This is a genomic window from Nocardia sp. NPDC060249, from assembly GCF_042728755.1.
Lineage (GTDB): Bacteria > Actinomycetota > Actinomycetes > Mycobacteriales > Mycobacteriaceae > Nocardia.
This window is the reverse complement of record NZ_JBHXAQ010000014.1, coordinates 1-12,373: the sequence shown is the minus strand read 5'-3', so window position 1 is coordinate 12,373 and position 12,373 is coordinate 1. Positions and strand designations below refer to the sequence as shown.

The window sequence follows — 12,373 nt, the reverse complement described above, 5'->3', positions numbered from 1 at the left end:
CACGCCGGAAGCTGACCAGTCACCCGACGGCAGGTCACATCCGCTGCGGTGCCGTGATTCCCAACTGCCCCAATCCGATCTCCAGAGTCCGGGCAGTCAACTGGCACAACGAGATTCGATTCGAACGTATCGGTTCGTCAGCAGCGAGGACCGGGCACGAGTCGTAGAAGCTGGTGTAGGCGCGGGCCAGTTCGTAGAGGTAGCCCGCCAGCCGGTGTGGCTCCAACGTGTCGGCCACCTCGGCGAGGACAGTCCCGTAGCCGTCGAGGCACAAAGCGAGTTCCCGCTCGGCTGGTTCCATCGGCCCGCGGGTATCCACGACCGTCGGGATCGTGGCCTCGGCTTTGCGCAGGATCGAGCAGACCCGGGCGTGGGCATACTGCAGATAGACACCGGTGTTGCCGTTGAGCGTGGTCATGCGGTCCGGGTCGAAGGTGAAGTCCTTGACCCTGGATGTCGACAGATCCGCGTACTTCACCGCACCGATTCCCGCCTGTTCGGCGATCGCGTCGAGCTCCGCCGAGGACAGGTCAGGGTTCTTCTCGGCGACCACCGCACGCGCACGCCCGACAGCTTCGTCGAGCAGATCCATCAACCGAACCGTCCCGCCCGCACGGGTTTTGAACGGCTTGCCGTCCGGCCCGAGGATGGTGCCGTAGGCGACGTGAGCGACCTCGATGGCCTCGATGAGCCAGCCTGCCCGCCGTGCCGCTTCGAATACCAGCTGGAAATGCAGAGCCTGCCGCGAGTCGGTGACGTACAGCAGCCGGTCGGCGTGCAGTGAGGTGATGCGGTACCGGATGGTAGCCAGGTCGGTGCTGTCGTAGCCGTAGCCACCGTCGCGTTTGCGGACCATCAGGACCGCCGGCTGATCATCGAGTCCCTTGACCTGTTCGGACAGCACGACGACCGCACCGTCACTCTCGACCGCGACGCCCTTGTCCAGTAGCTCGGTGACGGTGTCGGCGAGCTTGTCGTTGTAGAACGACTCTCCGAAGTAGTCGTCCGGAGTGAGCAGCACACCGAGCCGGTCGTAGATAGCGCCGAATGCCTTCTCGGACTCCGCGACGATCTCCCGCCAACGGGCCACCGTGTCAGGGTCTCCGGCTTGCAGGGCAACCACCCGAGTCCTGGCCCGGTCCGCAAAGCTTGAATCCGAGTCGAATTGTTTCCTGGCCGCCTTGTACAGGCTGTCCAGCGCCGACACCGAGCTGGTGTCTTCATCGAGTTCGTCTGTATGCCACGGCGATTCGGGGTGCTCGTCGATGTATTGGATGAGCATGCCGAACTGTGTGCCCCAGTCACCCAGGTGGTTCGCGCGGACGACATCGGCGCCGAGGAACCCGAAGACCCGGGCCAGACTGTCACCGATGATGGTGGTCCGCAAATGTCCGACGTGCATTTCCTTCGCCACATTCGGCGCCGAGTAGTCGATGACGATCCGTTGCCCGTCTTCGGCGGTGGGGACGCCGAGCCGGTCGTCGGCCAGGCGCGCTGCGACGGATTCCCACACCGCCCTATCGGCCAGGGTGATGTTCAAGAACCCTGGGCCCGACACTTGTACATCATCGATCACGCCGTCAGCGAGATCGATCTGGGTGACGAGCTCAGCGCCGAGCTGCGTCGGCGGGACACCGACCCGCTTCGCCAACGGCAGCGCGGCATTGGATTGGAAATCGGCACGATCGGAACGTCGCACTACCGGGTCCGCATCCGTCGCTTCCGGACGGACTCGGGCGATCGCCTCCGACACAGCGGCAGTGACACGTCCGAGCAGCGGCACAACACCGGCAGAGCTCACCTTGGTTCCTTTCCCGTGGATGGTGAACTCATTGTCGCAAGCACATCAAGCGGAATATCGGCGCTACTCAGCAGATCGGCGGGAGCAAGCACATGCCACCCACGGACGTAGTCTGACCAGCGAAGACCAACGCTTTCCAGGAAGGTGTGCTGATGACCGCCACTGCTGTTCGGTTCGCCGTCGGACTGATTGCCGCGGCCACACTGGTATCGGCAGGATGCGACGGCAACCCGCCGCCGACCGCACCTACCGGGTCGTTATCGCCGAGTACGACAGCGTCCGCGCCTTTGTCCGAGGGGCCGGCGGCGTCGACGTCGCCACCCCAGCTCCCCGAAACCACCACTCTGAACGCGCCGACGCCTTCGGCCGCGTCGACACCGCACGCCTCACCAGCACCTCCGGCGTCCTCCCCCGCGGCGCAACAATCCGAGCCGACCTTCTTGTATTGCGAGAACGGCACCGCGATATACAGCGATCAGTCGTACGTAGTCGGGGACCCACGCTGTCCACAGCCCACAGCCAACAAAGACCCCTACGGTCGCGACTATCAGTGTGATGCGCAAGGAACCAATTGCACTTACCCCGATGGCTCTCCGGTCCCGGGTTATCGGCGGTGCGGCACACGGTGTGGTGAAGCACCGACTTCTGGTGAGGTTCAACGCAAGTGGATGGAATGCATTGCCGTGAAATCGGTGGAGCAATGTCGAGCGGAGCAGTGAGGAGCCGTCGACGAATCGCTGCGCCCGTTCCAGAGCCCATACCTCTGGGACCCGCTGGGAGAAGTTGGGGAATCGGCTGGTCAGCCAGGCGAGTGTGCCGAACGCCAGCACGAAGGTGCCCCACACGATCAAGCCACCCGCGGCAGTACGCTGAGGGAGCGGGGCATCCTCGGCCAGGCCCGCCTTCAACAGGGCTCCGAGCCCACGATCGTCAGTCCGGCGGCTGATGCCAGCACGAACATCGCAAAGCCCGCATCGCTGTTCATCACGTGTCGGCATGACCCCATTCGGTCACCAAGAAGCGCTGCGACGCCCTCATCGCGGTGAGGCCGCAACGAACGAATTCTCGCCTGGTCGGTTACCGAAACAGTTCGCGCCCGATCGAGTCAGGGTTGCTGAGCACCAGCCAGCTCACGCTCCGCCGCCGCGGCCCGGGCGGAGAACGGGCACTGCCAATCGGCGGGTTTGGGCGTGCCGGAGTAGCGGCGCGCTTCGGACGACGTCTCGTACTCCGTCAGGTTCGGGTTGATGTCACCTTGCAGCACGATGTCCTGCTTGCGGATCTTGTCCGCCAAGCGGTCCCACATGCCCTCGGCCTTGATCCGCGCGAATTGCTCGTGGGAGTTGAACGCCAGCATCGGGAACGGAGGCCGACGGCCGAACCGCCGATGCGTCTCGTGTAGTCCGATCACGAAGAAGGGATGGCCGGCCACGCTGTACTTGAACTCACTGGACTGCGGATCGGACGAACAGCCGGCGGCCCAGCCGAAGCGGTCCGCGTCCGCCTCGTGCAGCAGTTGCAGGTGGTGCCACAACAGCTCCTCGAAGCGCAGCTCATCCACACCCCGAGGCTGTTCGAAGGTCGCGATGAAGCTGGTGAACTTGCGAGCACTCCAGTCCGCGGCACCGACGAACTCCGCGAGATCCGCGGCCATCAGCCGAGCTGACTCTTCGCCGCCCATCACGTCGTAGTGACGATGGGCGATGCCGCCCTGACGCCAGGCGGAGCGGCCCGCCAGACAGGCGAACCGGTCGCCGAGCAGGAAGTTCTCCAGTTGAGCTCGCGCCTCTGTCGTCAACGCTGGTGATCCTTCCGAACAACGAATGCAGCCACCTCCACCGTGCTGCGGGCTGATCCTGTCAGCCGACCAGCGGGATGCGCGAATCGCACGAATCCTGGTTCGCGAAGGTTTGCCCGCTCGAAAGCCGAAACCGGCGGATACCTGTGTCGCAGATCATGCGGGACCGACCGGACGTGACCGCAGCGCATGAAGAAGCGGCCAGGTCAGGATCAGTTCGGATTGTCGGTGGGGCGGCGTAGTGTCACGCATATCGGCGTTGCGGGTGACCAACCGGAGGTTCGCGATGGACGTGCTGCTCGGGATCGGAACACGTAAGGGTTTGTTCTTGGCTCGTAGCCGGGATGGGCGGGCCAGTTGGACGGTGTCACCACCGCAGTTCCCGGTGGCTGATGTGAAGGCGTTGGCGATTGATACCCGGCGGGGGACGCCGCGGGTGCTCGCCGGGGTGTTGAACAGTCATTTCGGGCCCACATTGGTGGTCAGTGATGATCTCGGGGAGACGTGGAGCGAGCCGGATGACGCGCCACTGGCATTTCCCGAGGACACCGGAGCCGCGCTGGGCGGCGTGTGGCAGATTGCGCCTGCTACCGATGCCGAGCCGGATGTGGTGTACGCGGGTGTCGAGCCGTCGGCGTTGTTCCGGTCGGCAGATCGTGGCCGGACGTTCGAGCTGGTCAGGGGGTTGTGGGACCATCCCCATCGGCCGCAGTGGGAGCCGGGTGGTGGTGGATTGGCCTTGCATACTGTGCTGCCGCATCCGGTCGACACGCAGCGAATGGCGGTGGCCATGTCCACCGGTGGGGTCTACCAGACTGTCGACGGCGGCGAATCGTGGACGCCGACGAACAAGGGTGTCACCGCGGACTTCATGCCCGGCGAGTTGCCGGAATGGGGGCAGTGCGTGCACAAGGTCGCTCTCGATGCCGAGTCACCGACCACTCTGTATTTGCAGAACCACGGTGGGGTGTTCAGGAGTACCGATGCGGGCGTGAGCTGGCAGTCGATCGATAGTGGGCTGCCGCCGTCGAACTTCGGCTTCCCGATCGTCGCGCATCCGCGTAAGCCGGGGGTGATCTACACCTTCCCGCTGGTGGCGGATATGGATCGCTTCCGCTTTCCGCCCGATGCGATCTGTGCGGTGTATCGCAGTGCGGACGGCGGCGAGACATGGTCGAAGCTGAACGATGGCCTGCCCGAGGTCCCGTTCTGGGCCGCGGTCATGCGCGATGCCATGTGCGCCGACGATGCCGACCCGACCGGCATCTATTTCGGCACTCGCAACGGCGAAGTGTATTGCAGCGCGGACGAAGGCGACCATTGGCAGCTCGTGGCCGACAAGCTGCCTGACGTGCTGTGCGTGCGCGCCGCGGTCATCGGATAGCGCGATGGCTCGCGTCTGCCTACCCTCCATGCTCCGCACCTATGTCGAGGGCGCCAAAGAACTCGATGTCGACGGTGCGACCCTGCAACAGATCCTCGATGCGCTGCGCGAACGATCACCCGGCTTGGAACGCCGGCTCCGCGATGAACGCGGGGTTTTGCGCCGATACGTGAACTTCTATATCGACGGTGACGAATGCCGGCTGCTCGACGGCCAGGACACCGCTGTCGGCCCGCGCACCGAGGTGATGATCATTCCATCGGTCGCCGGCGGATGAGACCTGTTCCGCTGGGAGTGCAATGGATCCGCTACCGGTAATAGGGCGTTGCCTGCACCCAGTGGAACCCCCGCGAAACAGCCGGGAACTGTGTGAGGTCGACCTGGTCCAGTTGCATTCGTACCGGACGTCCACCGAGGACACCCTCCAGAATCAGCCGATCCGATTGTGGCTGCGCATAACTGAATGTCGCGAGCTTCCATTGATGAGTCGTGTCTTTCGACACAGTGATGGTGCGCTGGTCGGTGTCGATCCGAGCGGGGAAAGAGACCAGTGAATCGTCCAGTCGCTGCACGGTCATGCCCTGGGGGATGTCGAAGATGATGCGGCGGAATCGTTCGGTGGCGCTCGGAATTGCACTGTTGGACGGCGATTCGCGGAAGTCGACCAGCGCGGGCACCTGCACGCCGGCGATCGAGTACTCGGTGACGTTCCAGATGCCGTAGAGCGGTGACTTGGGCCGCGCATTGCCGTAGGTGTGCCAGCCGTCGTATGCCTCGACGGTCGTGGCCCCGAGCAGCCACACCCCCACCAGCACCTGGACTGCCAGCAGAATCCGACTGCCACGCGCAGTGGACAACAAGGGTGTCGACGTTCGAGCTACGACGGCGCGGCCGAGTAGTGCCCGAACGACCCGGATGACGTCCGGTGCGGCCAATACTGCTGCGTACAAGAACAATTGCAGGGCGAACAGCTTCACCGGCACATCGAACGCCAGATTCATCAAGAGCACCTGCAACGCCACAATGACAGCAAGGACTGACCCGAGCCCCGCAGTTACCGGCAGGATGAGAAGAAGCGCCGCAACGACTTCCGCCGCACCCAAGGCTATCTCGTACGGCTCCGACAGCGACGACTGCGCCCACAGCACCGCCATCGGGCTCATATGACCGAACGGTTCGACCAATCGCTCGAGATTGAACGACATCTGCGACGGCAGCACCTTGATCATCCCGTACAGCACGAGTGCGCTGGCCAAGGAAATACGCAACAGCAGCCGGAACCACTCATACAGTCGCGTGTAGTTCGGGCGGCGCCGGTCGAGAACCGACCAAGCGACGGTCACCGGCAGCGCAACCAGGAGCAGGGTGAACACAGCCACCCATTTCGCCGCTGTGTCGCCGCTACCGGTGACAGTGTAATCAATTGGCACATCGAAGATCTGGGTGCCGACCCAATCGGTGAGTGGATGCAATGCCGTCCATTTTGCGACCTCGCTCACCATTTCCTGCGGCACACCGAGGGTGCGCAGCAGCGCGTGCAGCAGCCACACCCCCGCCATCCCGACACCGACAACGACGAACCCGAACCGGAAAAGCACACGGACCGCCGGATGCCACCGCTGCACAGCCTCCCGCTCGATGTCATCGACCACGGGCTCCCGCTGAGCCAATACCCCTGTAACCATCCGCCACTCCTACGGTCGAAAGCCGTGCGGGTGAGACGCTATGGCAGCGGGCGTAACTCGGAAATCCGGCAAAGTCGTTGCCCCGAGCATTCGGGTCACGCGTCAATTCACAACGGTCCACACATTGGTGTCGGGCCCCTCGCCTAGGCACAACATTTCCTCACCGTTCGGCGATGTCGCTACACCCGAGCCCACCTCACAGGGCGCACCCGGAGTACGAGTGCCGAGCAGGGGCACTGATTGCACCCATTTCGCGCTCGGACCACCCGCCTTGGTGCATTTGAGAGTGCTGCCGTCAGCCGCGGTGGCGTAGTCGTTACCGGGCGGGGTGCACGCGACACCGACGGCGGGTGCTGTCTTCTTGGGGGCGGGCACGGTGGTGGTCACCGCGGTGGTGCTTTCGGGCACAGGCTCCGAGGTAGCAGCGGCGGCCGATGGCGCAGCGGTCGAGGGGGCCGTGCCGGTCACGGTGGCGGGGGCCGGAGCAGTCGCCAGCGGGATCGCAACCTTTGCCGGCGCCGGAGTGACGAAGCGCGGCGCGTCCATCGGGGCGCTTTCGTCCTGGACCAGCGGAACGAACTGCAGCGCGACAATGTCGGGTAATGCTTGGACCACGGACCAGCCCTCGACTGTGGTTCCCGGTTTCGGAGACGCACTGTAAGTGAACGTGTCGAAACAGTCGTCGGTGAGGATGGCGTGCTCGGTCCGCTGGGTGATCCCGGCGCGGTCCACGGTGCTGAGCAGCCACTGGTCGGGTCGTGACATCCGACTGGTGCCGATGCTCTCGATCCGGGCGCGGACCGCCAACGCGACCCGGCCCGGACCGAGATCGGTCACGCAGTCCGCAGGGGCGAGGGCGACTTCGGTGAACGTGATGGTGCCGACCTTCGCCCCGGTGGGCGCGTCGGTGAACGCGAACGGCGTGCCGAGACCTGATGTCGGCGCGGAACCAGCCGCGGAGGTGGTGGCTGGTGCGGTCGGCGAATCGACGCTCCCGCACCCGGCTACACCGGCCAGAACGGCCAAGACGGCGACAGGTGCCAGATGACGTTGCATGAAATGAAATCCCCTCGTACGGAAGCGAACCGGACAGCTTTGCACGCCGGGGCACGCTGCTGGAAATACGGCGATCGCATGACCGCAGCTACTCGCGGCAGGCAATCGGTGAGGAGCGACCCCACCCGCAGCACGGACATCCGATCCGCATGCCTTCGCATCCGATGTCAACTATGTTGGTACTCAACGCATTACAGCTCCACCAGCTGCACGGAGCTGGCATCCGGAGGGGGATCGATGCCGAATATTCATCGCGAGCGGGTAGCACGATGGGCGGAGCGCACACTCGCCGAACAGCGACAGCTGACACCGGAGCAGCGTCGGTTCCTGGCCGGGTTGCTCACTGTGCGAGGCTGGCATGTACTCGTGGACAGCGGTTCGCCCATGCCCGATCGGATAGCGGCGTACGCGCTGGGCCGCACGGGCGTGTTCGCACTCGTCTTCGCCGACACGCTGCCGAGCTCGGCCGATGTCCTGAAGATCCGCGGCGAGGCCGAGCGGACCTTCGCCAGGCTCGTCGTCGGTGGCGCCCAGTTCGTACCGCATTCTGTCGATGTCGTGCTGCTCATGCCGCGCGGCGCCCGAGCTACCTCCGACGGCCGCTATCTCGTCGCCGACGAGGCCGGTTTCGTCGAGACGCTGACACGTCGTGAGAAACGGATGCGCGCTGAACGGGTCAGCGAACTCGCGGCGACCGCTGCGGAGAAGCTCCCCACGCATCGGTGCCTCTGTGCCGACGATGCCCCCGAGGCCGAAACCATCGACGCCGGTGGTCTATTCGACCAGGCCGACCTCCGCGAGGAAGCGAGGTCCGCCGCACTCGCCAGACCGTTCAGCGACTGGATGACGTTCCTGGACCCCGATCAGGTGTCGCTCGTCCACGCCACGTTCACCGGCCCTGCCCGGTTCAGTGGTCCGGCGGGCACCGGAAAGTCGGTCGTCGCGTTGCAACGAATGGCGCACTTCGCCAAGCGCAACCCTGGCCGACTGCTCTTCACGACGTTCGTCAAGAGCCTGCCCGCCTATCATGAGCGAGGCTTCGCGCAGATCGCGCCACACGCCGGCGGCCGCGCCGAGTTCACCGGGCTGCATGCGTGGGCGATGGCGTTCCTGGACCGCCGTGGCGTCGTATTCAGGTTGAACGACAAAGCCGTCGACGCCGCGTTCGCCACATCGTGGCAAGGTGCTCGCGGGGTGTTGGGGCGGGTCGAGGGCACCGACCACGGCTACTGGCAGGACGAGATCAACCGGGTTATCAAGGGCCGCGGGATCACCGATCTGGAGTCGTACAAACGCGTGCAACGGGTGGGTCGCGAGGGAATCAGCCTGCGGTCGACCCGCCGTGAATTCGTCTGGAACCACTGGTATCAGCCCTACCAGGAAGTCCTGGATGCGCGGCGTGCCCACGATTTCAACGATGTCATCTCTCTCGCCGTCGACGAACTTCGAGCCCGCCCGCTCGACAGCACCGAGGCGTACGCCATGGTCGTCGTCGACGAAGTGCAGGACTTCACTCTCCGGCAATTGCAGCTGGTGCACCAGATAGCGGGCGGCGGCCCCGACGCACAGCTGCTGCTGGTCGGCGACGGACAGCAGCAGGTCTATGCCGGGGGTTGCACCCTGTCCGAGGCCGGGATCCCGCTCGCCGGTGGGCGTGGTCGTGTGCTGCGGACGAACTACCGCAATCGTGAAGCGGTGCTGCGGTATTCACAACGTATCGAAGCGGGCAATACGGTCGATGATCTCGATGGCGGCGCCGGCGTCATCCTTCGGGACAGCGATCCCACGCTGCCGGACGGTCGCGCAGCCGACGTTCACGTCCCCCGTCGCGACATCGACGGTCTACTCCCCCGTGCGCTTCGTGATGCGCACCTGCCGCCTGGTGCCGAGATCGCCGTGATCGTCAACTGGCCGAGCGAGGTCACGCGATACCTGCGGGTGCTGCGCCGGGCGGGCTTCAAGGCTGTCTCGTTGGAGAACTACGACGGCTCACAGGTCGAAGCGGTCAAAGTCGGCACGGTACGCCGCGCGAAAGGGATGGACTTCGCCGCCGTCTTCCACATCACCGAAGAACCACCGACCGACCTCGACGCGCTGTCCGGCGGCGCCAGGGACCGAGCCGAGATGCTCGCCAGGCAGCTACTCGTCGCCACCAGCCGCGCGCGCGACTATCTCTGGGTCGCTTACCTGTCGGACTGAACTGGGAGGATCAGGACTGTGTACGACAACCCGCGCGCGTGGCTCATCCGGTCGGGCCGCGACGGCCAACGCGAACACCGCGCGCTCGACGAGGGCCTTGCCATTGTCGGCTGGGATGAAATGGGCGACCTCGGCCGCTATCGAACCTGGGAGGAGCTCAAGGCGGCACTGCGCGAGCAGTATCCCCTCGCTTCCCCCAATGTGGTCGGCAACTGGGCTGGGCAGCTCTGGAAATTCGGCACCGACATCGCGAACGACGACCTTGTTGTCATGCCGCTGAAGCTGCAGACCGGCTACGTCGCGATCGGGCGGGTGGTCGGCCAGTACGAGTATCGCGAAACCGAGCCCGAGGAATTCCGCCAGGTCAGGAAGGTCGACTGGCTGCGGACCGACATCGTGTGGGAGGCATTGCGGCCCGACCTGCGTGCCAGTCTCGGTTCGTTGCTCACCGTGTGCGGGATCCACCGCAATCATGCGGCGGCTCGCATCGCCCATCTGGCCGAATTCGGGACAGATCCCGGATTCGACAGTGACGAAGTGGCCACCGATTCGGTGCAGCTGCTCGCCGAGGCGAGTTCCCATGCGGCAGGCAATCCCCGTCAGCTCACCATCCGCAGTCTGCTCGAGCACTGGCAGTTCGAGCGGCGTACCGCGGCGGCGATCGAGGTGATCAAATCTGCCCTCGCCGAGAACGGCCTCACCACCCGTCCGCCGTTCACCGAGGGTGCGCTCAGCGACATCGTCACTATCGTGCCGCTCGATGCCGAACCCGACACGGTTGCCGATCATGCGACAGATAGCGATGTCCGGCAACGGGATTCCAGCGCGGTGGAGAACGTCTCCGATCCGGAGCCGATGACCCGTCGGCTGGGGGACCTGCCCGCCGCGCTGACGTCGGTGCCCTCACACGTGAGTCTTACCGTGGCGAAGACGACCATGGTGCGTCACCAGTTCTCGCAGCTTGCCGTCATCGACCGGGACGGCTCCTATCACGGCGCGATCACCTGGGAATCCATCGGCCGAGCCCATATCTCCGGTGACCACCCGACCCTGGCCGAGGCGACCGTGCCCGCCGTCGTCGTCGACCACGACGCGCCGCTGCTCGACCAGATCGACGCCATCTACGACCACGGATTCATCTTCGTGCGCGACCCTGATCGCGTTCGGGTGACAGGAATCCTCACCGCATCGGATCTCACCCACCAATTCGGCATGCTGGCAAAGCCTTTCGTGCTGATCGAAGAGGCAGAGAACCGGCTGCGCCGTGCCGCCAACGATCATCTCGATCCCGACGACATCAAAGCCGCGGCTCCCAAGAACAGACGTGCCCACACCACCGAAGCGGCGCACCTGACCTTCGGCGGCTACGTGTACCTACTGCGCGACCCGGATCGCTGGCGCAAGCTCGGCTGGCGGCTCGATCAAAGCCAGGTCTTGGAGCTGGTGGAGCAGGTGCGCGATGTACGGAACGAGTTGATGCACTTCGCCACCGATCCGCTGTCGGCCGGACAGGAGGCCGCGGTACACGGTCTGCTGCAACTTCTGCGCACCGCCGAACCCAATCCCTGATTCACCCGCTACCCGCTGACGGAGAAGGGGAATATCGGCAGTTTCGCCAGTTGTTCTCCGGGCTTCATGACGAACGAACGTCCGGTGCAATCGCCGTTCTCCCAGAACGTTTGCGCGACACTGCCGCCGTTGACGACCGAGCCGGCGCCCCTCGGGCCGAGACTGGCGACACCCAACTCCAGACAGCTTTCCGGTCCGATCGACGGCACCTCGCCGTGCGGCAGCGAGTGAAGCAAGTCTTTGAAGTCGGGCATGTCCCACCAGCAGACCGTGCCGGCGGGGCATTGCTGCGTCAGCACAGCTGTCGGTGTGCGCGCCGAGATCGTCGCACTCACAGTCGGTTTCACCACGGTAGGTGCGATCGTCGTGGTGGCATCGACCGGCGCGGCCGGCTGGGCGACCGACGTCACGGAACCCCCCTTCACGGGGGCGTCTCCGTTGGCGTCGGGTTGAAACGCCAGGAAGACCAGTGCTGCGCCGACGACCCCCGCGACGAGAAAGCCACCGGCCACCGCCAATCGCAGCGTGCGGCGCTTCTCCTTCGTGCCCTTGCTGCTCATCTCGGCGTCGCGTCGCCACACACCGAAGTTGGTGCTGGATCGCACTTGCCGGGTGTATGACTCGTTCTGCGCGCTGCGATGCTGCGCATCGAGGCTGGCACGACCATGGACGTGCGCCTTCGGCTCGCCCTCGTTGGGCGGGAGTTCTGCACTCACACGCACAGGCTAGTCCGAGACGGCCAGACAGGCTGGGAGAAGCCAAGATTGGCCGATCCGCAGGCCCCGCAACGCAAAAAGGCCCTCCAACCGAAGTTGGAGGGCCTTTCGCAAAGATGTTCCGGCAGTGTCCTACTCTCCCACACCCTGTCGAGTGCAGTACCA

At 64.9% G+C, this 12,373-nt stretch carries 9 protein-coding genes; 4 read left to right on the top strand and 5 right to left on the bottom strand.

Annotated features, from left to right (window positions below):
• Window positions 1-34: 34 nt before the first annotated feature.
• Window positions 35-1,801, bottom strand: coding sequence for an arginine--tRNA ligase (argS, locus tag ACFWFP_RS30385; RefSeq protein ID WP_379300744.1), 1,767 nt, complete (start codon window positions 1,799-1,801; stop codon window positions 35-37).
• A gap of 1,105 nt (window positions 1,802-2,906) precedes the next feature.
• Window positions 2,907-3,599, bottom strand: a complete 693-nt coding sequence (gntA, locus tag ACFWFP_RS30380) for a guanitoxin biosynthesis heme-dependent pre-guanitoxin N-hydroxylase GntA (RefSeq protein ID WP_379300742.1) — start codon at window positions 3,597-3,599, stop codon at window positions 2,907-2,909.
• A 286-nt stretch (window positions 3,600-3,885) separates the two neighbouring features.
• Here gntA and ACFWFP_RS30375 point away from each other — a divergent pair, with 286 nt between their 5' ends.
• Window positions 3,886-4,983 carry a WD40/YVTN/BNR-like repeat-containing protein gene (locus tag ACFWFP_RS30375; protein WP_379300740.1) on the top strand — a complete coding sequence of 366 codons (1,098 nt, stop codon included), beginning with the start codon at window positions 3,886-3,888 and terminating at the stop codon, window positions 4,981-4,983.
• 28 nt (window positions 4,984-5,011) lie between these two features.
• The gene (locus tag ACFWFP_RS30370) at window positions 5,012-5,260 is read left to right on the top strand and encodes a MoaD/ThiS family protein (RefSeq protein WP_379300738.1); all 249 of its coding nucleotides are present in this window, start codon (window positions 5,012-5,014) and stop codon (window positions 5,258-5,260) included.
• A gap of 31 nt (window positions 5,261-5,291) precedes the next feature.
• Here ACFWFP_RS30370 and ACFWFP_RS30365 read toward each other — a convergent pair whose 3' ends face one another.
• Both ACFWFP_RS30365 and ACFWFP_RS30360 read right to left on the bottom strand, forming a co-directional pair.
• On the bottom strand, window positions 5,292-6,635 hold the full coding sequence (locus tag ACFWFP_RS30365; RefSeq protein WP_379300736.1) for a DoxX family protein: 1,344 nt from the start codon (window positions 6,633-6,635) through the stop codon (window positions 5,292-5,294).
• Between the two features lie 135 nt (window positions 6,636-6,770).
• Complete coding sequence (locus ACFWFP_RS30360; protein ID WP_379300734.1) at window positions 6,771-7,724, bottom strand: hypothetical protein; 954 nt, start codon at window positions 7,722-7,724, stop codon at window positions 6,771-6,773.
• On the opposite strand from ACFWFP_RS30360, the gene ACFWFP_RS30355 reads away from it, so the two are divergent.
• Complete coding sequence (locus ACFWFP_RS30355) at window positions 7,713-9,923, top strand: UvrD-helicase domain-containing protein (protein ID WP_379300732.1); 2,211 nt, start codon at window positions 7,713-7,715, stop codon at window positions 9,921-9,923. The genes ACFWFP_RS30360 and ACFWFP_RS30355 overlap by 12 nt on opposite strands.
• 18 nt (window positions 9,924-9,941) lie before the next feature.
• Complete coding sequence (locus ACFWFP_RS30350; protein ID WP_379300730.1) at window positions 9,942-11,492, top strand: CBS domain-containing protein; 1,551 nt, start codon at window positions 9,942-9,944, stop codon at window positions 11,490-11,492.
• 8 nt (window positions 11,493-11,500) lie between these two features.
• On the opposite strand, the gene ACFWFP_RS30345 is transcribed toward ACFWFP_RS30350, so the two are convergent.
• On the bottom strand, window positions 11,501-12,208 hold the full coding sequence (locus tag ACFWFP_RS30345; RefSeq protein WP_379300728.1) for a peptidase inhibitor family I36 protein: 708 nt from the start codon (window positions 12,206-12,208) through the stop codon (window positions 11,501-11,503).
• Between the last annotated feature and the right edge of the window lie 165 nt (window positions 12,209-12,373).

Coding starts and splice junctions, on each gene's coding strand:
- ACFWFP_RS30360 (WP_379300734.1), bottom strand. CDS start 7,724: ATGCAACGTCATCTGGCACCTGTCGCCGTCTTGGCCGTTCTGGCCGGT.
- ACFWFP_RS30370 (WP_379300738.1), top strand. CDS start 5,012: ATGCTCCGCACCTATGTCGAGGGCGCCAAAGAACTCGATGTCGACGGT.
- ACFWFP_RS30355 (WP_379300732.1), top strand. CDS start 7,713: ATGACGTTGCATGAAATGAAATCCCCTCGTACGGAAGCGAACCGGACA.
- ACFWFP_RS30375 (WP_379300740.1), top strand. CDS start 3,886: ATGGACGTGCTGCTCGGGATCGGAACACGTAAGGGTTTGTTCTTGGCT.